Annotated in this window: 18 protein-coding genes; 6 read left to right on the top strand and 12 right to left on the bottom strand. The window is 73.9% G+C overall.

All coding sequences use genetic code 11. The annotated features are described in order from the left end of the window. Window positions 1-12: 12 nt before the first annotated feature. Window positions 13-1,194, bottom strand: a complete 1,182-nt coding sequence (locus ACH5A8_RS21645; protein ID WP_399004272.1) for a hypothetical protein — start codon at window positions 1,192-1,194, stop codon at window positions 13-15. An 806-nt stretch (window positions 1,195-2,000) separates the two neighbouring features. Between ACH5A8_RS21645 and ACH5A8_RS21640 the strand changes: the two genes are divergently transcribed. Further along, window positions 2,001-3,203 (top strand): amino acid deaminase/aldolase, encoded by a 1,203-nt coding sequence (locus ACH5A8_RS21640; RefSeq protein ID WP_399004270.1) that lies wholly within the window; start codon window positions 2,001-2,003, stop codon window positions 3,201-3,203. Window positions 3,204-3,330: 127 nt separating this feature from the next. After that, on the top strand, window positions 3,331-4,032 hold the full coding sequence (locus tag ACH5A8_RS21635) for a gamma-glutamyl-gamma-aminobutyrate hydrolase family protein (RefSeq protein WP_399004268.1): 702 nt from the start codon (window positions 3,331-3,333) through the stop codon (window positions 4,030-4,032). 35 nt (window positions 4,033-4,067) lie between these two features. Here ACH5A8_RS21635 and ACH5A8_RS21630 read toward each other — a convergent pair whose 3' ends face one another. Beyond that, the gene (locus tag ACH5A8_RS21630) at window positions 4,068-5,027 is read right to left on the bottom strand and encodes a LysR family transcriptional regulator (RefSeq protein WP_399004267.1); all 960 of its coding nucleotides are present in this window, start codon (window positions 5,025-5,027) and stop codon (window positions 4,068-4,070) included. 71 nt (window positions 5,028-5,098) lie between these two features. Here ACH5A8_RS21630 and ACH5A8_RS21625 point away from each other — a divergent pair, with 71 nt between their 5' ends. Next, window positions 5,099-6,271: a TDT family transporter gene (locus tag ACH5A8_RS21625; RefSeq protein ID WP_399004266.1), complete on the top strand. Its 1,173-nt coding sequence runs from the start codon at window positions 5,099-5,101 to the stop codon at window positions 6,269-6,271. Here the strand turns inward: ACH5A8_RS21625 and ACH5A8_RS21620 are convergent. The 4 genes from ACH5A8_RS21620 to ACH5A8_RS21605 form a co-directional block, all read right to left on the bottom strand. Further along, complete coding sequence (locus ACH5A8_RS21620) at window positions 6,183-6,899, bottom strand: helical backbone metal receptor (RefSeq protein ID WP_399004265.1); 717 nt, start codon at window positions 6,897-6,899, stop codon at window positions 6,183-6,185. The two genes, ACH5A8_RS21625 and ACH5A8_RS21620, sit on opposite strands and share 89 nt — an antisense overlap. Next, a complete protein-coding gene (locus ACH5A8_RS21615) occupies window positions 6,899-7,465 on the bottom strand; it encodes a helix-turn-helix domain-containing protein (protein ID WP_399004263.1) in 567 nt (188 codons plus the stop codon). The genes ACH5A8_RS21620 and ACH5A8_RS21615 overlap by 1 nt, the downstream gene beginning before the upstream one ends. A gap of 478 nt (window positions 7,466-7,943) precedes the next feature. Beyond that, complete coding sequence (locus ACH5A8_RS21610; protein WP_399004261.1) at window positions 7,944-10,559, bottom strand: ABC transporter permease/substrate binding protein; 2,616 nt, start codon at window positions 10,557-10,559, stop codon at window positions 7,944-7,946. Beyond that, on the bottom strand, window positions 10,552-11,643 hold the full coding sequence (locus ACH5A8_RS21605) for a glycine betaine/L-proline ABC transporter ATP-binding protein (RefSeq protein ID WP_399004259.1): 1,092 nt from the start codon (window positions 11,641-11,643) through the stop codon (window positions 10,552-10,554). Before ACH5A8_RS21605 ends, ACH5A8_RS21610 begins: the two co-directional genes overlap by 8 nt. A 167-nt stretch (window positions 11,644-11,810) precedes the next feature. Here ACH5A8_RS21605 and ACH5A8_RS21600 point away from each other — a divergent pair, with 167 nt between their 5' ends. The 3 genes from ACH5A8_RS21600 to ACH5A8_RS21590 all read left to right on the top strand — a co-directional run bounded on the left by ACH5A8_RS21600 (window position 11,811) and on the right by ACH5A8_RS21590 (window position 14,753). After that, a complete protein-coding gene (locus ACH5A8_RS21600) occupies window positions 11,811-12,740 on the top strand; it encodes a 5'-3' exonuclease H3TH domain-containing protein (RefSeq protein ID WP_399004622.1) in 930 nt (309 codons plus the stop codon). Window positions 12,741-12,869: 129 nt separating this feature from the next. Beyond that, window positions 12,870-13,715, top strand: a complete 846-nt coding sequence (locus tag ACH5A8_RS21595; RefSeq protein WP_399004257.1) for a siderophore-interacting protein — start codon at window positions 12,870-12,872, stop codon at window positions 13,713-13,715. An 84-nt stretch (window positions 13,716-13,799) separates the two neighbouring features. After that, on the top strand, window positions 13,800-14,753 hold the full coding sequence (locus ACH5A8_RS21590) for an RluA family pseudouridine synthase (protein WP_399004255.1): 954 nt from the start codon (window positions 13,800-13,802) through the stop codon (window positions 14,751-14,753). A 43-nt stretch (window positions 14,754-14,796) separates the two neighbouring features. Here ACH5A8_RS21590 and ACH5A8_RS21585 read toward each other — a convergent pair whose 3' ends face one another. The 6 genes from ACH5A8_RS21585 to ACH5A8_RS21560 form a co-directional block, all read right to left on the bottom strand. Beyond that, entirely contained in the window at window positions 14,797-16,365 is a 1,569-nt protein-coding gene (locus tag ACH5A8_RS21585; RefSeq protein WP_399004253.1) for a cytochrome P450, read from the bottom strand. 44 nt (window positions 16,366-16,409) lie between these two features. Continuing rightward, a complete protein-coding gene (locus ACH5A8_RS21580; RefSeq protein WP_399004251.1) occupies window positions 16,410-17,030 on the bottom strand; it encodes a GTP-binding protein in 621 nt (206 codons plus the stop codon). After that, window positions 17,011-17,415, bottom strand: a complete 405-nt coding sequence (locus ACH5A8_RS21575; RefSeq protein ID WP_399004249.1) for a DUF742 domain-containing protein — start codon at window positions 17,413-17,415, stop codon at window positions 17,011-17,013. Before ACH5A8_RS21575 ends, ACH5A8_RS21580 begins: the two co-directional genes overlap by 20 nt. Continuing rightward, window positions 17,412-17,819, bottom strand: a complete 408-nt coding sequence (locus tag ACH5A8_RS21570; RefSeq protein WP_009187722.1) for a roadblock/LC7 domain-containing protein — start codon at window positions 17,817-17,819, stop codon at window positions 17,412-17,414. Before ACH5A8_RS21570 ends, ACH5A8_RS21575 begins: the two co-directional genes overlap by 4 nt. After that, on the bottom strand, window positions 17,816-19,441 hold the full coding sequence (locus ACH5A8_RS21565; RefSeq protein ID WP_399004247.1) for a sensor histidine kinase: 1,626 nt from the start codon (window positions 19,439-19,441) through the stop codon (window positions 17,816-17,818). Before ACH5A8_RS21565 ends, ACH5A8_RS21570 begins: the two co-directional genes overlap by 4 nt. Before the next feature lie 373 nt (window positions 19,442-19,814). Further along, complete coding sequence (locus tag ACH5A8_RS21560; RefSeq protein WP_399004245.1) at window positions 19,815-22,667, bottom strand: DEAD/DEAH box helicase; 2,853 nt, start codon at window positions 22,665-22,667, stop codon at window positions 19,815-19,817. Window positions 22,668-22,740 lie beyond the last annotated feature (73 nt).

Below are 22,740 nucleotides of genomic sequence, written 5' to 3'. Positions count from 1 at the left end.
CGGCGGCGGCTTTCACGAGGGCTTCTCCGTGGCCGGTGCGGCGGTCTTGCGGAAGCCCCGTTCGACGCGGTCGGCGAGGCCCTGCGCCTCGTTGCCGAGGCCCGCCTGGGCGGGTGCCGCGGTGGCGCCGGAGCGCATCGCGTCGGCGGCGGGCTGCGGGGCGTCCACGGTGCGGCCGTCGGCCCAGCCGGAGACGGCGTAGACGACCACCGGGGCCTCGGTCAGCACCGAGACGGTCCAGGACGCGCGCTGCTTGTCGCCGAAGGCGGCGGCGACGGTGCCCTCGGCGGCGTAGGGGCGGGGCATGAGGTCGGTGCGCCGGGCGAGGCCCTCGTTCTCGAACCGGGCGGCCAGCGCGGCCATGTCGGTGGCGTCGGCGTCGGTGAAGAGCAGGCCGACGGTGGTGACGTAGCTCTGGGTGGCGTCGGTGTAGGTGGCGCGCAGCAGGCGGGCGCAGCCGACCGGGGCGAGGGCCTTGCGGAGCAGGGGGTCGAAGGCGTCCGCGCAGCCGCCGTCCGGTGCGACGGCCACGCGGGTCCAGGTGCGGTCCGCTCCACCGGGCCCGGCGCCGGCGCCCAGCACGGTGGGCGGGAACAGCTGGTCGACGGGCACGTCGTGCCACAGCGCCCCGGCGGCGGCGAAGGCGCCGGCCGGGCCGCCGCCCGCGGAGCCCCCGGTGAGCCAGCTCCCGGTCGCGGCGCCGCCGATGAGCCCGAGGCCGAGGACGACGCACGCGGCCGCAACCGCGGTGCGCGGCCGCAACCGCGCGCCGAGGGCCCGCCCCCGTCCGCGCTCGTCGTAGCCCTCCGGCTCCCCGAGCGCGAAGTACGCCCGTGGGGCGTCGAGTACGGGGCCGCGAGCGCCGGCCGCGCTCCAGGACAGGGCGGGGTCGGGCGATGCCGTGCAGACGCGGCCCGGAGAGGCGGCGGACCGGGGCGGTGCCGCGGGCGCGGGCGTCCGGTGCGGGGATACGGGGCGCAGCCGGGTCGTCTCCGAGTCGGTCGCCGCCGGCCGCGCGGCGTCGGCGCCCCACCCGGCGAACGCGTCGGCGCCTTCGGCCGCCGTCGGTGCGCCCGCGGGCCCCGTCGCCGTCGTGCCGCCGGGCCACCCGGTCGGCGCGTCGGCGGGTCGCGGCGTCGGTCCGCCGGCGGGCGGGGCCGCGGATGCGGCACCCGGCCGCGTGAGGGGTCCCACGGCACCCGGCCGCGCGAACGGCCCGCCGCTCCGGCGATCGGCCGCGGGCTCGCCGGGCGGCGCCGACGGCGTACCGGTAGCGCTCGCCGTCGCGTCGCCGGGGCGGGCGGGCGGTGCACCGGCGGGGCGTCCCGCGGCGGACGGGCGGTGTGCCGGGCGGGGTGGGGCGGTGGTGGTCTCGGACGCGGGGCGTGCGGGGGCCTGGTGCGGGCGTGCGGGGGCCTGGCGGGGGGCCGCCGGGCCGGGCCCGGCCGTCCCGCCCGGGAGGCGGGGCCCGCCCGGGGCGCGGCGCCCTGTCGGATCGGCCGGGGCCGGGCCGGCGGTGCTCCGGGCGCCGTCGGGGGCCGCGTCGGGCGCGGCGGGGCGGCCTGTGGCGTTCGGTGGGGTCGGGGGCCGCGTCGGCGGGGCGGGCGGGATGTCCCGGCCCACCGTCGGCGGGGCGTCGGGGAAGCGGGCGGAGGCGGGGGGCGGGGGCGGCGGGTCGGAGGGGCGCGGGGGTATGGGGGTGTGGCGCGCTTCCGTGCTCATGCACCCCCCGTTTCCTCGTGCCCGGGCCGCTTCGTGGCGAGCGGCGGTCCTCGTCGCCCCGCCCGACGCCGACTCGTCGTCACCGGGCACGCATACCCGTACGAACGAAGTGCCATCCCGGCTCAACCGCGCGGCCCGGACAGGCGCGCCGTTCCGCCGGACGTGCGCGTCACTCTACGGGCTGAATCCGGGTGGACGGGAACCCGGTCCGCGGGCCCGGGGCATCTGCCCGGAACGTCCCCCTACCCTGCGGTAATCCTGTCTGGCAGGCTTCGCTCATGACTGCGCGTGCCGCCGACCGGGCCCGGTACGACCGGGCCACCGCCCACCTCGACGCCCCCGTCGCGATCGTCGACCTGGAGGCGTTCGACGCCAACGCCGACGACCTCGTCCGCCGGGCCGGCGGCAAGCCGGTCCGGGTGGCGAGCAAGTCCGTGCGCTGCCGGGCGCTGCTCGAACGCGTCCTCGCCCGGGACGGTTTCGCGGGCGTCATGTCGTTCACCCTGGCGGAGTCGCTGTGGCTGGCCCGCTCCGGGTTCGAGGACGTGCTGCTCGCCTACCCCTCCGCCGACCGCGCCGGCTTCGCCGAGCTCGCCGCCGACCCCAAGCTCGCCGCCGCCGTCACGGTGATGGTCGACGACCCGGCGCAGCTCGACCTGATCGACGCCTCCCGCCAGGGCGGACGCGAGGCCGTGCGGGTCTGCCTGGAGCTGGACACCTCGCTGCGGCTGCTCGGCGGCCGGGTGCGCGTCGGCGCGCTCCGCTCCCCGCTGTTCTCCCCCGCCCAGGTCGCCGAGCTGGCCCGCGCGGTGGCCCGGCGGCCGGGGTTCGAGCTGGTGGGGATCATGGCGTACGAGGGGCACGTCGCCGGTGTCGGCGACGCGGTGGCCGGCCGGCCGCTGCGCTCGCGCGCGATCCGGCTCATGCAGGCGGCCGCCCGGCGGGAGCTGGCGGAGCGGCGGGCGGCCGTGGTGCGGGCGGTCCGGGCGGTGGTGCCGGACCTGGAGTTCGTCAACGGCGGCGGCACGGGCAGCGTCCAGCACACCGCCGGGGAGGACGCGGTCACCGAGATCGCCGCGGGCTCCGGGCTGTACGTGCCGCGCCTGTTCGACAACTACACGTCGTTCCGGGGCCGTCCGGCGGCGCTGTTCGCGCAGCCCGTGGTGCGCCGGCCCGGGGTCGGCGTCGTCACGGTGCTCGGCGGCGGCTACCCGGCGTCCGGCGCGGCCGGCCAGGACCGGCTGCCGGTGCCGTATCTGCCCGAGGGGCTGCGCTACGACCCGCAGGAGGGACCCGGCGAGGTGCAGACGCCGCTACTCGGCTCGCCCGCCGACGACCTGCTGATCGGTGACAAGGTGTGGTTCCGGCACGCCAAGGCGGGCGAGCTGTGCGAGCGGTTCGAGACCCTGCACCTCGTCGAGGGAGACCGGGTGACGGCGTCCGTGCCGACGTACCGGGGCGAGGGGCATACGTTCCTGTAGGGCGTCCGCCCGCCGGGGAGGCGAGACCTCAGCGACCGCGGGACCGGCCGCGCAGGCGAGAGCCGCCTCCGGCGCGGGGCCGCCCGGCCGCGGGATCGCCCCGGACGCGCGAGGCCGAGGAGGGGCTGTGGGCGGACGACCGCTGATCGGCGTCAGTACGTACCTGGAGGCCGGGGCGCGCTGGGGCGTGTGGGAGCTGGAGGCGGTGCTGCTGCCGGCCGCCTGCCCCCGGCTGGTGCAGCGGGCCGGCGGGCTCGCCGCGATGCTGCCGCCGGACGCGCCGGAGCGGGCGGCGGCGACGGTGGCCCGGCTCGACGGGCTGGTGATCGCGGGCGGCCCGGACGTCGAGCCGGCCCGCTACGGCGCCGAGCCGGACCCCCGTACGAACCCGCCCTCACCCGTCCGTGACGCCTGGGAGCTGGCCCTGATCGAGGCCGCGCTGCACGCGCGCGTCCCGCTGCCGGGGATCTGCCGGGGCATGCAGCTGCTCAACGTCGCCCTGGGCGGCACCCTGGTGCAGCACCTGGCGGGGCACGCCGAGGTGACCGGCGTGTTCGGCGGCCATCCCGTCGGGCCGGTCCCCGGCACCCGGTACGCGGCCGCCGTCCCCGAGGCGACGACCGTGCCCACGTACCACCATCAGGCCGTCGACCGCCTCGGCGAGGGCCTGATCGCCTCGGCCCACGCGGCCGACGGCACGGTCGAGGCCGTCGAACCGGCGCCGGAGGGCGCCTGGGTGCTGGGCGTGCAGTGGCATCCGGAGATGGGCGACGACCCGCGCGTGATGCGGGCGCTGGTCCTCGCGGCGGACGCGGGCGCACCGGGCTGAGGCCCCTCGCCCCGCCGGAGCCGGTCGCCGTCGGCTCACCCGGCCCCGGAGCGGGTCAGGGACAGCAGCTCGCGGGCCGGGCCCGCCGGGCGGTGGCCGGCCGGCCAGACGGCGCGCAGGTCGCGCCTGAGCGCGACGCCCTCGACGGGGACGGTGACCAGGCGGCGCAGGGACAGCTCGTCGCCGACGGCCAGTTCGCTCAGCACCGCCGGGCCGGCCCCGCTGACCGCGGCGGCCTTCACCGCCGTCGTCGAGGACAGCTCGATCAGCGGCCGGGCCAGGCCGCCCAGGGCGGCGTCCAGCACCTGCCGGGTGCCGGAGCCGGTCTCCCGCAGGATCAGTGGCGTCGCGGCCAGCTCCGCCGCGTCCAGCGGTCGCCGGCGGCGGGCCCAGGGGTGGGTGGGGGCGGCCACCACGATCAGGCGGTCGTGGGCGATGACGACGGAGTCGAGGCCGGCCGGCACCGAGACGCCCTCGACGAAGCCGAGGTCCGCCTCGCCGGCCAGCAGCCGTTCGGCGACCATCGCGGAGTTCCCGGCGAGCAGCGACACCGCCGTGTCCGGCCGCCGGGCCCTGAGCGCGATCAGCCAGCCGGGCAACAGGTACTCCGCGATCGTCATGCTGGCCGCCACCCGCAGCCGCGAGTCACGGCGGTCGCGCAGCGCCTGCGCCCCCGCGTCGAAGGCCTCCGCGGCCTCCACGACCCGCCGGGCCCAGTCCGTCACCAGCGCGCCCGCGTCCGTGAGGCGGGAGCCGCGCGGCGAGCGGTCCACCAATGCGAGGCCCAGCTGCCGTTCCATGGAGCGGATCCGGCTGCTGGCCGCCGGCTGGGTGATGCCCAGTTCCCGGGCCGCGCCGCCCAGGCTGCCCAGCCGCGCCACCGCCAGCAGCAGTTCCAGCGCCCCCAGGTCCGGGACGCGGTGCGCCAGGGTCGCCGGGACCGGCCGTCCCGCAGCGCCGCCTGTCTCCACCTCCGGCCTCCTCGCCCCGCTCATAAACACAGCTTATGCCCTGATAGAGACAAACCCCCTGGTGGGGGGCGTGGTCCCCGCGAAAGCCTGAACCCATGGTCACCGCAGCGCATTCCCTGTCCGTCCCTGCCGCGCCCCGGCCGCGGCTCCCCGCCCTGCGCCACCTGGGCCCCCACTGGTACGGCTCCGTCATGGGCACGGCCGCCGTCGGCACCGCGGGAGGGGCGCTGCCCGTGCACGTGCCGGGGCTGCGGACCGTGTGCACCGCCGTGTGGGCCCTCTCGCTCGTCTGGCTGCTGGTGCTGCTGACCGCCCGGGCGCTGCACTGGGCGCACCACCGCGACCAGGCCCGCGCCCACCTCCTCGATCCGGCCGCGGCCCCGTTCTACGGCTGTCTGGCCATGGCGCTGCTGGCGGTCGGCGGCGGCGCGCTGTCCGTGGGACGGGACTGGACCGGCTCCTCGGTCGCGCTCGCCCTGGACACCGTGCTGTTCACGGCGGGCACCGTCGTCGGTCTCGTGGCCGCCGTGGCGGTGCCGTACCTGATGGCCGTGCACCACCGGATCGAGCCGCACCAGGTGACGCCGGTGTGGCTGCTGCCGGTGGTCGCGCCGATGGTCTCCGCGGCCCTCGGGCCCGCGCTCGTCGGGCATCTGCCGGCCGGGCAGGCGCGCGAGACGCTGCTGCTGGGGTGCGTGGCGATGTTCGGGCTCAGTCTGCTGGCGACGCTGGCCCTGCTGCCGCTGGTGCTGGGCCGGCTGCTGATCGCCGGGCCGCTGCCCCTGGCGCTCACCCCGACGCTGTTCCTGGTCCTCGGCCCGCTGGGCCAGTCCACGACCGCCGCCGGGGCCTTCGCGGACACGGCCGGCGGTGTCGTCGCGGCCCCCTACGACACCGGCTTCACGGCGTTCGCCCTGCTCTACGGGGTCCCGGTGATGGGCTTCGCGGTGCTCTGGTTCGCCTTCGCCGCCGCCCAGGTGCTGCGCGCCGCCCGGCGGGGCATGGGCTTCGAGATGACGTGGTGGTCCTTCACCTTCCCCGTCGGCACCTGCGTGACGGGCGCCTCGGCCCTGGCCCGGCACACCCGCCTCGCCGTCTACGACGGCCTCGCCCTCGTCCTGTACGCCGTCCTCGTCGCCGCCTGGGCCGCCGCGGCCGTGCACACGGCCCGGGGGCTGGTCAGCGGGGCGCTGCTCGCAGCGCCTCGCCCAGCACCCGCGGAGCCTCGGCCAGCGACGGCCCGTACCAGGTCAGGTGCCGTCCGCTGACCAGGGCGCAGGGCAGGCCCGCGAAGGCCTCGGGCCCGTCGTCGGCGGTGAAGCGGTAGGGCTCGTCGGGCAGGACGACGACGTCCGGCGCCGCCGCGCGCAGCTCCTCGGCCGGGACGCGGGGGTAACGCTCCTCGTGGTCGGCGTAGAGGTGGTCGACGCCGAGGCGGGACAGCACGTCGCCCGCGAAGGTGTCCCGGCCCAGCACCATCCACGGCCGCCGCCAGACGGGCACCACGGCGCTCCTGCGGGGCCCCGCCGGCGGCGACGTCCAGGCGGCCTCCGCCTCCTCCAGCCAGCGCGGCCGGCCGGCCGCGCCGCACGCGGCCAGCACCCGCGCCAGTTCCGAGAAGGCCTGCGGAACGTCGCGCACCTCGGTGACCAGCACCTCGATGCCGGCCGCGCGCAGGGCGCCGAGGTCGGGGGCGCGGTTCTCCTCCTCGTTGGCGACCACCAGATCGGGGGCGAGGTCCGCGATCCGGTCGGTCCTCGGGTTCTTGGTGCCGCCGATCCGGGCGACCTCGAGGCCCGCCGGACGGCGGCACCAGTCCGTGGCGCCGACCAGGACGCCGGGCAGCGTCACGGCGATCGCCTCGGTGAGCGAGGGCACCAGGGAGACGACCCGCATCAGCGCGTCCGGTCCTGTACCGCCTCGATGTGCTCGGCCACGGCCACCACGATCACCCGGGTGTCGGGGACGGTCGCCCGCCAGCGGTGGCGGACCCCGCCGGTCAGGTACATCGTGTCGCCGCGGGCCAGCCGGTAGGCGCGGCCCTCGGCCTCGATCTCCACCGCGCCGTCGGCGACGTACATCAGTTCGTCGTTGCGGTGCTGGAACTCGCGGCCGGCGTCGTGGTCGCCGGTGAACTCGGAGGCGTGCAGCTGGTGGTGGCCGCGCACCAGGGAGCGCACGCGGGGTTCGGGCTCCAGCTCGGTGGCCTCGCCGCGTACGACGTCGACGCTGCACGCCGGGTCGGCGGCCGCCAGCAGTTCGACGGCGGTGGTGCGCAGCGCGTCGGCGACCTTCTCCAGCGATCCCCGGCTGGGGCGGGCCCGGTCGTTCTCGACCTGGCTCAGGAAGGGCACCGACAGGCCGCTGCGCTGGGCCACGACGGCGAGGGTGAGGTCCAGCGCGCGCCGTCGCCGCCGTACGGCGGCGCCCACGCGAAGGGGCTGCTCTTTGTTGTCGCCCATCGCTGCGGCTCCTTCCCTCGCTCGTCGGTCCGTTGTCCGTGGGCCCGCTTCCGGGCGCACCTGTCCTGATGACTTCTCTGCACCCTACGCATGTTCGGCAAACCGTTTCACGTGGCCTTCGCATCGACGTAAGGATCCCGTAGGACCGACCCCCTGGTTCGCGCCAGTGGATCAGGGCCGCCGGGGGGTGCGTGCGGGACCGGCGCGGGGGCGCGGCGACGGGTCCGGCGAGGCGGACGGCGTTCCGTGCGGCCCTCGTCACCCGATCGGCGCCGCCGTCCCCGCGGCGCCCGCCAGAGGTGCGGGGAGCCGGGGCGAGGGGGTGGCTCTCCGTGGTTGGCCTGATTCGTGCCGTCGGCTCCGGCGCCCCGGACGGCGCCCGTACGCGCCCGGCGGGGCCGCCCGGAACGCGCCGAGGGGCGGGCCTCCCCCGCGGTGCCGGGGAGGCCCGCCCCTCGGGCGGCGTACGGCGTTCCGGTCAGCCGGCGGTCATCCGCTGCTCGACGTCCGGGTGCTGCTTGAGCCAGGCGTCGACCGCCTGGTCCTCGTGGCCCTGGCCGCGCTGGTTGATCTCGCTCTCCAGGCTGCCGAGTTCGGCCTCGCTCATCCGGAAGTTCCTGATCCACTTCGTGAGCCGCGGGTACCGCTCGGGGAACTTCAGGCTGGAGATGGTGCGCACCGTGTTGCCGACGCCGAAGAGCTTCTTGTCGTCGGTCAGCTTGGTGAGGTCGTAGCGGCTGTAGGCCCAGTGCGGGGACCACAGCACGACGGCCACGGGCTGCTTCCTGGCGTAGGCGCGCTTGAGCTCGGCCAGCATCGCCGGCGTGGAGCCGTCGACGACCTTGTACTCCTTGTCCAGGCCGTAGCCGGGCAGGACCTTGGTCTTGAGCAGGTTCATCTCGCCGGTGCCCGGCTCGATGCCGATGATCTTCCCGCCGAACAGGGACGACTTGCCCTTGAGGTCCGCGAGGGACTTCACGTCCTTGACGTAGGACGGCACGGCGATCTCCAGGGAGGTCGGCCGGTACCAGGTGCCGAGGTCCTTCAGTCTCGCCTTGTTCCTGTCCCAGTAGTTCTGCTGCGCGTAGGGCAGCCAGGCGTCGAAGTCGAGGTCGATGTCGCCGCCGGCGAGGCCGGTGTAGACGGGGCCGACGTCCATCTGCTTGAGGTTCAGCTCGTAGCCGCGGCGCTCCAGGACGTTCTTCCACAGGTGGGTGACGGCGACGTCCTCGTCCCAGGGGAACCAGGCGACGTTCAGGGGCCGCTTCGCCTCGGCCGGCTTGTCGCCGGAGCCGCCGGGCACGGGGGCGAGCTTGTCGACGAGGCCGGGGTGGGACTTCAGCCAGGCGCGCACGGCGTCCTGCTGGCGGCCCTTGCCCGCCTTGTTGATCTGGGCTTCGAGGCCGGTGAGCTGCTTCTCGTCCAGCTCGAAGTTCTTCAGCCAGGCGCCGACCACCGGGTTGTCGGCCGCGAAGCCCTTGCGGGCCAGGGTGTGCACGCCGTCGCCCTTGCCCCAGGCGCCCTTGGGGTCCTTCAGCTTCTTCAGGCCGTAGTCGCTGTACGCCCAGTGCGGGGACCAGAGCGTGACGACGATGGGTTCCTTCTTGCTGTAGGCGCGCTTGAGCTCGGCCAGCATGGCGGGCGTGGAGCTGTCGACGACCTTGTACTCCTTGTCGAGGCCGTACTCCTTGAGGACCTTGCTCTTGAGCAGGGCCGTCTCGCCGGCGCTGGACTCGATGCCGGTGATCCTCCCGCCGAACTCGGCGGCCTTGCCTTTGAGGTCGTCGAGGCTGTCGACGTCCTTCATGTACGACGGGACGGTCAGCTCCAGGGAGGTCTGGTCGTACCAGGAGCCGAGGTCGTCGAGCTGCTTGCCGTACTTCTTCCAGTACTGGGCGTGGGTGGTCGGCAGCCAGGAGTCGGTCTCGAAGTCGACGCTGCCCTGGGCGAGCGAGGTGTAGAGCGGACCGGCGTCGAACTGCCGTGCGTCCACCCGGTAGCCGCGCTGTTCGAGGATCTCCTTCCACAGGAAGGTGGAGGCGACGCCCTCGTCCCAGGGGATGTAGCCGAGGGTGAGCTTCTTGCCCTTGCCGACGTCCTGCGCGTCGGCGGCGGCCGTGGCGCCGGATCCGCCGCCGAGGACGCCCATGCCGCCGGCGGCGAGGGCGAGGACGACGACGCCGATCACGGCGATCTGCGGGCGCGGACGGTAGGACCAGATCTTCAGGCCCTTGACGGCGCGCGCCCGGGCGGCGGCGCGCCGGCCGAGCGGCGATACCTGGGTGCCCAGCGCGCCGGTCATCCGGTCGAGGTAGATCGCGAGGATCACGATGGCGACGCCGGACTCGGAGCCGAGGCCCACGTTGAGCTGGCCGATGGCCTCGTTGACGTCGCCGCCGAGGCCGCCGGTGCCGACCATGCCGGCGATGGCGGCCATGGAGAGCCCGAGCATGATCACCTGGTTGACGCCGGCCATCACGGTGGGCAGGGCCAGCGGCAGCTGGACGCGCAGCAGGGTGTCGCGGGGGGTGGTGCCGAACGCCTCGGCGGCCTCCACCAGTTCCTTGTCGACCTGGCGGATGCCCAGCTCGGTCATGCGCACGCCGGGGGCCAGGGCGAAGATCAGGGTGGCCACGATGCCCGCGGAGGCGCCCGTGCCGAAGAACAGGATGGCCGGGATGAGGTAGATCATCGCGGGCAGCGTCTGCATGAAGTCCAGAACCGGCCGGACGACGGCGCTGACCCGGTCGGACCGCGCCGCCCAGATGCCGACCGGCACCGAGACCACCAGGGCGATGAGCGTGGCGACCAGGACGAGCGACAGCGTCACCATCGCGTCCGACCACAGCTCCAGGGAGTCGATGAACGCGAAACCCACGAAGGTGAGGACACCGGCGAGGGCGCCGCGCAGCCACCAGGCGAGCACCGCGAAGATGCCCGCGAGCAGCAGCGGCTCGGGCGCCTGGAGGACGGCGTCGATCCCGTCGTAGGTGCCGGTGAACACGGTCTTGAAGAAGTCGAACAGCCAGGCCATGTGGGCCAGCAGCCAGTCGACGGCGGAGTTGACCCAGTCGCCGAGCGGGATCCTAGGCACGGGCGACCTCCTTGCGTCCGCCCTTGCCGCGCGGTGCGTCGCAGGGGCCGGGGGCGTCGGCGCTCTCGTCGCCGAGGAAGCCGACCAGGTGCTGACGCGGGACGACGCCGACCAGGGTGTCGTGTGCGTCGAGCACGGCGACGGGGTGCGAGACCCGGGCGCTGATCGCGCACAGTTCGGTGAACGGGGTGTCCGGCGCGGCCGTCTCGCAGCCGCAGTCCGCCTCGTCGCCGCGCACCTCGCGGTCCATGACCGCCTCGGCGGTCAGCACCCGGGAGCGGTCGACGTCCTGGGTGAAGGAGGCGACGTAGTCGTCGGCGGGGCGCAGCAGGATGTCCTCGGCGGTGCCGGTCTGCACGATCCGGCCGTCCCGCATGACGGCGATGCGGTCGCCCAGGCGCATGGCCTCGTTGAGGTCGTGGGTGATGAAGACGATGGTCTTCTTCAGGGTCTTCTGCAGCTGGAGCAGCTGGTCCTGCATGTCCCGGCGGATCAGCGGGTCCAGGGCGCTGAAGGACTCGTCCATCAGCAGCAGGTCGGCGTCGGTGGCGAGCGCGCGGGCGAGGCCGACGCGCTGCTGCATGCCGCCGGAGAGCTCGTCGGGCCAGGAGTCCTCCCAGCCGGCCAGGCCGCACAGGGCGAGCGCCTCGTCGGCGCGGCGTCCGCGCTCGGCGCGGGGCACGCCCTGCACTTCCAGGCCGTAGGCGGCGTTCTCGCGGACGCTGCGGTGCGGGAAGAGCGCGAAGTGCTGGAAGACCATGCTGATCTTCCTGGAGCGGACCTCACGCAGCTCACGGCCGGTGAGCGCGGTCAGGTCCTGCCCGTCGAAGCGGACCTGGCCGGCGGTCGGTTCCAGCAGTCCGTTGAGCATGCGCAGCAGGGTGGACTTGCCGGAGCCGGACAGTCCCATCACGACGAAGATCTGGCCGGGGTCCACCGTGAAGGAGGCGTCGATCACGGCGGCGGTGGTGCCGTCGGCGCGCAGTTCCTCGCGGTCGGCGCCCTGTTGGAGTTTCTCCACGGCCTGGTCGGGTCGTCTGCCGAACACCTTGTACAGGTGGTGGGCCTCAAGTCTGGATGACACGCGCACCTCTCGTCGTCGGGGACAGGGACGGAGCCAAAGATTCCGTAACAGTTGAATAACGCAACTACTTCTGGCTCGGGCGCGCGCCTGCCCAGACCCCCGAAGGCCAAACACAGAAGTGGCCTGCCTCACACCGGATCCGGTGACTGTCAGTGGTGTACGGCATGATGCGAGGCGTGACCGGACGACTGATGCTCCTCGACACCGCATCCCTGTACTTCCGCGCCTACTTCGGCGTCCCGGACTCGGTCAGGGCCCCGGACGGCACACCGGTGAACGCGGTGCGCGGACTGCTCGACTTCATCGACCGCCTGGTCAAGGACCACCGGCCCGACCATCTGGTGGCCTGCATGGACGCCGACTGGCGGCCGCAGTGGCGGGTCGAGCTGATCCCCTCGTACAAGGCGCACCGCGTCGCCGAGGAGCACCCGGGCGGCCCGGACACCGAGGAGGTGCCGGACACCCTGTCCCCGCAGGTCCCCGTCATCGAGGCGGTCCTGGACGCCGTGGGCATCGCACGCGTGGGCGTCACCGGGTACGAGGCGGACGACGTGATCGGCACGTTCACCGCGCGCTCGAGCGGCCCGGTGGACATCGTCACCGGCGACCGGGACCTGTACCAGCTGGTGGACGACGCGCGCGGCGTGCGCGTGCTGTACCCCGTCAAGGGGGTGGGCACCCTGCAGAGCACGGACGAGGCGGTGCTGCGCGAGAAGTATGGCGTCGACGGCCGCGGGTACGCGGATCTGGCGCTGCTGCGCGGCGACCCCAGCGACGGACTGCCGGGCGTGCCCGGCATCGGCGAGAAGACGGCGGCCAAGCTGCTGGCCGCGTTCGGCGACCTGCCCGGGATCCTGGCGGCCGTCGACGACCCGAGGGCGAAGCTGACGCCTTCGCAGCGCAAGCGGCTCGACGCGGCGCGGCCGTACCTGGCGGTGGCGCCGAAAGTGGTCCGCGTGGCCGACGACGTGCCGCTGCCGGACGTCGACACGGCGGTGCCGCGGGCCCCCCGCGACGCGGACGCGCTGGCGGAGCTGGCCGGCCGCTGGGGCCTCGGCGGCTCCCTGCGGCGGCTGCTCGACACGCTGGCGGCGTGAGAGGCGGGTGCGACGGCCGGGGCACGGCGGCCGCACCTGACACAGACGGGGAAGACGGAGGGAAGAGGTGCCACCCGGCGGAAGGTGCTAACTTAGGCAAGCCTAAGCATGGGGAGAGTGGAGGCCGTCATGGCAGAACGTCCGGCGCGCAAGCCGCGAAGGGTGCACACCGCGCAGGTCGTCCGCACCGAGCGGCTGACCCCGCACATGCAGCGCGTGGTGCTCGGGGGCGAGGGGCTGGCCGAGTTCTCGGCCGGCACGTGCACGGACCACTACGTGAAGCTGCTGTTCCCGGCCGAGGGCGCGACCTATCCCGAGCCCTTCGACATGGAGCGCATCCGCGCGGAGTTCCCGCGCGAGCAGTGGCCGGTGACCCGGACCTACACGGTGCGCTCCTGGGACCCGGATCTGCACGAGCTGACCCTGGACTTCGTGGTGCACGGCGACGAGGGCCTGGCGGGCCCCTGGTCGCTGCTGGCCAGGCCGGGCGAGACCGTGCGCTTCATGGGCCCCGGCGGCGCCTACGCCCCCGACGCGAGCGCCGACTGGCATCTGCTCGCCGGCGACGAGAGCGCCCTGCCGGCGATCGCCCGCTCCCTGGAGGCGATGCCCGGGGGAGTCACGGCACACGTCTTCGTGGAGGTCTCCGGCCCCGAGGAGGAGCAGAAGATCGACTCCGACGTGCCGGTGGTCTGGCTGCACCGCGGCGACCGTCCGGTCGGCGAGGCGCTGGTCGAGGCGGTACGGGCGCTGCGGTGGCGCGAGGGCCGGGTGCAGGCGTTCGTGCACGGCGAGGCGGGCTTCGTGAAGGAGCTGCGGCGGCTGCTGCGGGTCGAGCGGGCCGTCCCGCGCGAGGACCTGTCGATCTCCGGCTACTGGCGCCTCGGCCACAACGAGGACGGCTGGCAGGCCTCCAAGCGGGAGTGGAACGCCCGTATCGAGGCCGAGCAGGAGGGCGCGGCCCCGGCCGCGTGAGACCTGCGGGGATCAGGGCCGGCGTCCGAGGGACAGGGGCCGGCGGTTCTCCCCGCCTCTCGGGCGCCTCGTAGGCTTCACCGGGTGAGACGTAGGACCCGGATTCCGCCCGCTCCCCTGCCCCAGCGTCGCGGGGTGGACCCGGTGCGGGTGCGGCTGCCCGCCGAAGGGCCGTGGGCCACCGTGCGCGAACACCTGGTGGAGCGGCTGTCGGGGGCGGCGCCCGGAGTGGTCGAGGAGATGTTCGAGGCGGGGCGGATCGTCGCGGCCGACGGTCGGGCGGTGGCTCCCGACGCGCCGTACGAGCCGGGGATGTTCGTCTGGTTCCACCGGGAGCTGCCCGCCGAGACGCCGGTGCCCTTCCCGCTGGAGGTGGTCCACCGCGACGAGCACATCGTCGTCGTGGACAAGCCGCACTTCCTCGCCACCACCCCGCGCGGCACACACGTCGCCGAGACCGCGCTGGCCCGGCTCCGCCACGAGCTGGGAGTGCCGGCGCTCGGCGCCGCGCACCGGCTGGACCGGCTCACCGCCGGCCTGGTGCTGTTCACGGTGCGGCCCGAGGAACGCGGCGCCTACCAGACGCTCTTCCGCGACCGCCGGGTGCGCAAGGAGTACGAGGCCGTCGCGCCGTACGACCCGGACCTCGGTCTGCCCCGGACGGTGCGCAGCCGGATCGTGAAGGAGCGCGGGGTGCTGACCGCCGTGGAGGTGGCGGGCGAGCCGAACGCAGTCACGGACGTCGAGCTGATCGGGCGCCGGGCGCACGGTCCGGCCCGCTACCGGCTGGTGCCGCACACCGGGCAGACGCATCAGCTGCGGGTGCACATGAACGCGCTCGGCGTGCCGATCCTCGGGGATCCGCTCTACCCGGTGGTGACCGGGGACGGACCGCCCGGCGACTTCCGGCGCCCGCTGCAACTGCTGGCGCGGGTCCTGGAGTTCACCGATCCGGTCACCGGGGTGGAGCACCGCTTCCGCAGCGGGCGGACGCTCGCGGCCTGGTCCGGTCCCGGGGAGTGGCCGGCCGGCCGGTGACCGCGCCGCGGGCGCGGGACGCCGACCGGCCGGACCTCATCCCTCACTCACCGCGCCACCAGCGAAGGAAGCGCTGCCACCGGCTCGGACGGCTCCGGCCGTCCGCCGCGCCGGCTCCTGCGGCGGCTTCCGGGACGGGCGGCGCGGACGGCGCGGGCGCGTTCACGGCGGTCGGCGCGGATCCGGTGTGCGGCCGGGGCGCCCCGGCACCGGCCTCCGGCCCCCGCGGGCCCGGGGGCGCGGCGGGCGGGGCGGGCCTGCGCACGGTGCCGATCTCCCAGGCGGCGCGCTGCTGCGGAAGCGGCATCGGGGTGTGGCTCGGCTGGGACCGTACGTCCTGCTGCGGCCGCGGGGTGAACCGCACGGGCAGCTCCACCAGGTGCTGCGAGGCCATCGACTCGGTCCAGCGCAGCTCCTCCTCGGGGCAGTCGAGCCGGACGTCCGGCAGCCGCGTCAGCAGCTTGTCGACGCCGATGTCGGCGATGGCACGGCCGATGTCCTGGCCGGGACACTCGTGCGGACCGCCGCTGAAGGCGAGGTGGGAGCGGTTGCCCCGCATGTCGGCGTCGAGGTCGGGGCGCACCCTCGGGTCGACGTTGGCCGGGGCGATGCCGAGCAGCAGTCCGTCGCCGCGGCGGATGCGCCGGCCGCCCAGTTCCGTGTCCTGCTTGGCGAAGTAGCCGAGGATGGTGCTGAACGGCGGCTCGTCCCACAGGGACTGCTCGACCGCCTGCGGCACCGTCATCTGCCCGCCGTTGAGCTGGGCGCGGAACCCGGGGTCGGTGAGCACCCGGCGGAGGGTGTTGGCCAGCAGGTTGGCGGTGGCCTCGTAGGAGGCGATGAGGACGACCCGCAGGTGGGCGCCGACCTCGTCGTCGCTCAGGCCCGCCGGATGGCCGATGAGGTGGCTGGTGAAGTCGTCCGCGGGCTCGGCCCGGCGACGCGCGGTGAGCCGCCGCAGACAGCCCATGATGTATTCGTTGCTGGCGATCGCGGTCTCGGTGCCCTTGAGCATGTCGCGGGCGGCCTGCACGATCCGGTCGTTGTACTCCTCGGGCATGCCGAGGACCTCGCACATCACCGCCATCGGCAGGTGCTCGGCGAACTGGTCGACGAGGTCGGCGCGGCCCGCCTCGCAGAACCGGTTGACCAGCCGCTGCGTGGCGCGGCCGATGTCGCGGCGCAGCCCGCGGTGGTCGATGGTCTCCACCGCCGCGGTGACCGCGCCGCGCAGCCGCTTGTGCTCCTCGCCCTCGGCGTAGGAACAGACCGGCTGCCAGGCGAAGTGCGGCATGAGCGGGTGGTCGGGTTTGACCCTGCCGTCGGTGAGCGGGGTCCAGATCCGGCTGTCCCGGGTGAACTGCGAGGGCGTGCGCACCATGTGGAGGTTCTCGGTGTGGCCGAGGACCACCCAGATCGGCACGTCGTCGTGGAGCAGCACGGGCGCCACCGGGCCGTGCTCCTCGCGAAGCCGGCGGTACAGCGCGCGCAGGTCCCGCACCTCGTGGAGCCGGTACAGGCCCTGGGGCCCGACGGCGTGCGCGGGGCAGCCCGGGGGCGGTCCGGGGGTGAGGTCGTCCGGACCGGTCAGGGAATGGGGTTCAGGCGTCACAGCGGTCGCTTTCGGAACTGAGAGGAAGAGGCAGGCGTGGGGGCTCAGCTGGGCGAGCCGGTCAGGGTGAGGGAGTGCAGGAAGCGCACCAGGGTCAGCAGCACGTCCCGGCTGGAGGCCCGGCGCCGTACGTCGCAGTCGACCATCGGGATGTCCTCGGCCAGGTCGAGCGCCGCACGCAGCTCGGGGATCGGGTGACGGGGCGCGTCCGGGAAGGAGTTGATGGCGACGACGAACGGCACGCCGCGCTCCTCCAGCCGTCCCATGACGTCGAAGCTGACCTCCAGGCGGCGGGTGTCGACCAGGACGACCGCGCCGAGCGCGCCTTCGAACAGGCCGTTCCACAGGAACCAGAAGCGCTGCTGGCCGGGGGTGCCGAAGAGGTAGAGCACCAGCTGGTCGGTGATGCTGATGCGGCCGAAGTCCATCGCCACGGTGGTGGCCGTCTTGGACTCGGAGCCGTAGTTGTCGTCGACGCCGACGCCGGCCTGGGTCATGGTCTCCTCGGTGGTCAGCGGCCTGATCTCGCTGACCGAGCCCACCATGGTGGTCTTGCCGACCCCGAAACCGCCGACGATGACGATCTTCGCCGCGGCCTGGGCCGTGTGCGGCAGATGGTCCTCGGCCCGGGGGCCGGGGAGGGTGTCAGAGCCGTTGAAGTCCATGCATCACCGCTTCGAGAAGGGAACGGTCGGGCACCGCCTTGCGGACGACGGGTGCGCGTGCCTGTACCAGTTCGGCCGTCAGCAGTTCGGTGATCAGGACCGTCATCGCGCTGAACGGCAGGTTGAGATAGGCCGAGAGTTCGGCCACGGACAATGGGGCGGTGCACAGCCGCAGCAGTGCCGCCTGTTCGGGGGTGGCGGACGGGGGCGGATCGGCGTGCGCCACGATCAGCGTCACCAGGTCGATGGCGGCGCGGGCGCCGTCCTCGCCCGCGCCGGCGACCACGTACAGCCGCTCGGGGTTCTTCTCCTCGCCGGACTTGGCGGGTCCGGGCGGCGGGGGTTCGAGGGCGGGAAAGCGCCTCTGGCGCCGCGGAGGCGTCATACGGTCTGCCCGTTGCGGCGGGGCGGACTGGTCAGATGGGCGCCGATGCGGACCACGAGGTCGCGCATGCGGGCGCTCATCATGCCGGGCTCGGTCCGGATGTCGGCGAGCACGGCGAGGTAGGCGTTGGCGCCGGCGGACATCAGGTAGAAGTAGCCGCCGTTGATCTCGATGACCACCAGCTTCATCCGGCCGTCGCTGCCCGGGATCTCGCCGGCGACGGCGGTCGCGAGGCTCTGGAGTCCCGCGCAGGCCGCGGCGACCCGGTCGGCGGCGTCGGGGTCGCCGCCGTAGCGGGCGATGCGCAGGCCGTCGGCCGACAGCACCACGATCATCTCGATGCCCGGTACGCCGTCGTCGAGTTCCTTGAGCATCCAGTCGAAGTTGGCTCGCTGCTGAATCACTTGCGGTCCCCCTCGTCGTCGGCCTCGGCGCGGGCCGGCTCCTCGATCAGGTGCATGAAAGCGGTCGGGTCCTGTGTGAACGCGGTCGGGTCGGGGCCCGGGTTGTCCTTCTTCAAGCCGTCCCAGAAGGCCTCGACCCACAGGCCCGGTTCGGGTTCGTCGTCGGCGGGACGGGGCTCCGGTTCCGGCGGGGTCCACACGGACCGCCCGTGCGTCCGGGCCTCCTCCTCGGCGCGCTCGGCGGCCATCTGCTCGGCGATGCGCCGGCTGAGCGGGACGGTGACCTTGCTGCGGCGCTGCGGCAGGCCGTTCGCGGTCCACTCGGTGACTTCGGGGACGTCGTCCTCCATCGACACCGAGGCGGGGATGCGCGGGCTGGTGGGGCGGCGCTTCTTCGGGGCGCGCTTGGGGCCCTCGACGGCGTCCGCGCCGGGCAGCGGGATGGAGGTGGCGCCGATGCCGTGGGCGAGGCCGGGCGCGGGGTCGGTGGTCATCATGTCGCTGGGCACGACGAGGACGGCGCGCACGCCGCCGTAGGCGGAGGAGCGCAGCGAGACCTGCATCTTGTACGCCGTGCACAGCCGGCCCACGACCGCGAGGCCGAGGCGGGGCATCTCGCCGAGCTCCTGCAGGTCGGTCCCGGCCTTGGCGGCCTCCAGCATCCGCTCGATGCGGGCGCGGGACTCCTCGTTGAGGCTGACGCCGCCGTCCTCGATCTCGATGGCGACGCCGCTCTGCACCTCGATGGCGGTGACGTGCACCTTGGTGTGCGGCGGGGAGTAGCGGGTGGCGTTGTCGAGGAGTTCGGCCGCGGCGTGGATGACCGGTTCGACGTCGGTGCCCTTGATGTTGACCTTGGCGATCGAGTGCAGCTCGATGCGGCGGTACTCCAGGATGCGGGACATCGCGCCGCGCAGCACGCTGTAGAGGGTGACCGGGTTGGGCCACTGGCGGCCGGGCCGGCCGCCGCCGAGGACGGAGACGGAGTCGGCGAGGCGGCCGATCAGCGCGGTGCCGTGGTCGATGCGCAGCAGGTCGTCGAAGACCTCGGGGCTGCGGCCGTGGTCCTCCTCCATCTCCCGCAGCTCGCTGGCCTGTTGGTGCACGATCGCCTGGACGCGCCGGGCGATGCTGACGAAGGAGCGCTGCGTGGAGTCACGCATGTTCTCCTCGTGGTCCACGATCTTGAGGATCATGCGCACCACCGCGCGCTGCGACTCCGGGATCCGGCACCACTCGGGGTCGCCGTCGATGAGGTCTCGCATCACCTCCCGCGGGGTGTGGCCGGCGCGCAGGTGGGCGACCGTGGCGGGCAGGATCTCGTCGCCGAGGTAGGCGACTTCCTCGTCGTGGGCGGCGATGCGCCGTTCCAGGTACGCGGTCCGCTGGGCGTGTTCCGCCCGCTGGTCCCGGATGACGCGTCCGCGGCGCACCGCTTCGGCGGCGGTGGCGAGCACGAGCAGGGTGGCGACGGCGCCGCAGCAGGCGACGGCCAGGCGGGCGGGGACCGTCACCAGCGCGACGGCGGCGCCGGAGGCGGCCGCCATCAGCACGGTCGGCAGCAACAGCACGCGCGCGTAGGGAAGTTCGCGACCACCGGGGGGCGATTGAACACTCACCATGTAAGCCCTCTGAGACGAATCGGCTGGGGTTCGGGGCAGCTTCCAGTGGGGTATCTCATGGAACAGTCGGGATCTTCGGAATCCTTGAGATGTTTGGGAACAAGCGCACGAATACACCTCAACTCGGTGCGCTGCGGGCGAGCCTAGTCCGACCGGATCATCGCCGTGTCATATTCGGCAAGCACCTGAATCGCCGTGCGCCCCAGGAGTACGCTCTGGTGATTTACACGCTGCGATGGTGTTCGAACGCGGAGCGTGATCGCGTACGGGCGTGCGAACGCGGCTCACCGGGACAGGTGAAAAACGCGATGGGGCGTGACCGTGTCCGGCTGCGCCGCACACGGTCACGCCCCATCCCCGGCGTCCGGCGGGGTCACCCCACCGACGAGTAGGCGACCACTCCCCGCAGCAGTCCCTCGACCGCCTTGCGGGCGTTCTTCGCCACGGTCGAGCCCTCGGCGGGCGCCGCCGCCGAGATCTGGCCCAGGACGTCGATGACCTGCTTGCACCAGCGCACGAAGTCGCCGGCGGGCATCTCCGCCTCGCGCAGCACCTCGTCGAGCCCCTTGCCCGAGGCCCACATGTACGCGGCCCAGGCGAAGCCGAGGTCGGGCTCGCGCTGGCCGACGCCCTCGGTCTGGCTGATGCGGAAGTCCTCCTCCAGGGCGTCCAGCCGGCCCCAGATCCGCACCATCTCCCCGAGCGCCGCCTTCGCCTTGCCGGAGGGCAGCTTGGGCGCCATGGCGTCGTCGGCCGCCCGGGCCTCGTAGACCAACGCCGAGACGCAGGCCGCGAGTTCGGCCGGGCCGAGGCCCTCCCAGACCCGTTCGCGCAGGCATTCGCTGGCGAGCAGGTCGAGTTCGCCGTAGAGACGGGCGAGCCGCTTGCCGTGCTCGGTCACCTCGTCGCCGCGCAGGTAGTCGAGTTCGGTCAGCAGCGCGACGATGCGGTCGAAGGTGCGCGCGATGGTGTTCGTGCGGCCCTCGATGCGGTGCTCCAGCTGCTTGGTGTCGCGCAGCAGCCGGTGGTAGCGCTCGGCCCAGCGAGCGTGGTCCTCGCGGTCGTCGCACCCGTGGCACGGGTGGGCGCGCAGCGCCGTGCGCAGCCGGGCGATCTCGCGGTCGTCGGCCGCCTGGGAGCGCCGCTTGCGGTGCCGCTCCGGTGCGATGTGCCCGGCCTTGGTGCGCAGCGCGGAGGCCAGGTCGCGACGGGACTGCGGGGAGCGCGGGTTGAACGACTTCGGGATCCGCATCCGCTCCAGCGCCTCGACGGGCACCGGGAAGTCGATCGCCGCGAGCCGCTTCACCTGCCGCTCGGCGGTCAGGACGAGCGGGCGCGGACCGTCCTGGTGGTCGAAGCCGCGGTGACCGTTCGAGCGGCCGGCCGGCAGACCCGGGTCCAGGACGAGGGCCAGCCCGGCGTACTTGCCGGTGGGGACGTGAATGACGTCGCCGGGCTTGAGCTTCTCCAGGGCGACGGCGGCCTCGGCGCGCCGCTGGGAGGCGCCCTGTCGGGCCAGCTCGGTCTCACGGTCCTTCAGCTCCCGGCGCAGCCGCATGTACTCACCGAAGTCGCCGAGGTGGCAGGTCATCGACTCCTTGTAGCCGCTCAGGCCCTCCTCGTTGCGCTGCACCTGCCGGGAGATCCCGACCACCGACTTGTCGGCCTGGAACTGGGCGAAGGAGGTCTCCAGCAGCTCGCGGGAGCGGTGCCGGCCGAACTGCTCGACCAGGTTGACCGCCATGTTGTACGACGGCTTGAAGCTGGAGCGCAGCGGATAGGTGCGGGTGCCGGCCAGTCCCGCCAGGTGCTCGGGGTTCATGCCACGCTGCCAGAGCACCACCGCATGGCCCTCGACGTCGATGCCGCGGCGGCCGGCCCGGCCGGTGAGCTGCGTGTACTCACCGGGGGTGATGTCGGCGTGCTGCTCGCCGTTCCACTTGACCAGCTTCTCCAGCACCACCGAGCGGGCGGGCATGTTGATGCCGAGGGCGAGGGTCTCGGTGGCGAAGACCGCCTTGACCAGGCCCCGCACGAACAGCTCCTCGACGACCTCCTTGAAGGTCGGCAGCATGCCCGCGTGGTGGGCGGCGATGCCGCGCTCCAGGCCTTCGAGCCACTCGTAGTAGCCGAGGACGTGCAGGTCCTCGCGCGGGATGGCGGCGGTGCGCTCCTCGACCAGGGCGCGGACCTCCTCGCGGGCCTCCTCGTCGTTGAGCCTGAGGCCCGCGTACAGGCACTGCTGGACGGCGGCCTCGCAGGCGGCGCGGCTGAAGATGAAGGTGATCGCGGGCAGCAGGCCCTCGGCGTCCAGCCGCTCGATGACCTCGGGACGGCCGGGCGTCCAGATGCGGGTGCGCTGCCGGCGCTCGCGCTCGCGGTCCGCCTCGCGCATGGCGCGGCCCCGTCTGCGGTCCTGGTAGCTGGGGCGGCTGGCCTCCATGCGGGCCATGCGCGTCAGGTCGGGGTTGACCGCCCTGCGGTGACCCTCGCCCTCCTCGAACAGGTCGTACATCCGGCGCCCGGCCAGCACGTGCTGGAACAGCGGCACCGGGCGGTGCTCGGAGACGATCACCTGGGTGTCCCCGCGCACGGTGTCCAGCCAGTCGCCGAACTCCTCGGCGTTGGACACGGTCGCCGACAGCGACACCAGGGTCACCGACTCGGGCAGGTGGATGATCACTTCCTCCCAGACGGCGCCGCGGAAGCGGTCCGAGAGGTAGTGCACCTCGTCCATCACCACATAGCCCAGGCCGCGCAGGGTCTGGGAGCCGGCGTAGAGCATGTTCCGCAGCACCTCGGTGGTCATCACGACCACGGGGGCGTCGGAGTTCAGGCTGTTGTCGCCGGTGAGCAGGCCGACCTTGCCGCTGCCGTAGCGACGGCACAGGTCGGAGTACTTCTGGTTGGACAGCGCCTTGATGGGCGTCGTGTAGAAGCACTTGCGGCCCTGCTGGAGGGCGAGGTGGACGGCGAACTCGCCCACGATCGTCTTGCCAGAGCCGGTGGGCGCGGCGACCAGCACGCCCTTGCCCTCCTCGAGCGCCTGGCAGGCCTCGATCTGGAAGGGGTCGAGGCCGAAGTCGTACATCTCGCGGAAACCCGCGAGCGCGGTGGCCTGCTCGGCAGCTCGCCTGCGCGCTGCCGCGTACCGCTCGGCCGGTGAGAGGTCCTCTGTCATCGTGCTTTCGAGCGTACCGGGCCGCACTGACAACAGGACGATCATTATCGCGATCGGCCCGGCAGGGGTGCTCCTCGCCCGGCCCCGGACGCGGAACGGCCGGCCGCTCGCGGGGCGA

It is taken from the genome of Streptomyces sp. NPDC018610, assembly GCF_044391765.1.
In the GTDB taxonomy this organism is placed as follows: Bacteria; Actinomycetota; Actinomycetes; order Streptomycetales; family Streptomycetaceae; genus Streptomyces.
This window is presented reverse-complemented; position numbering and strand designations above follow the sequence as displayed.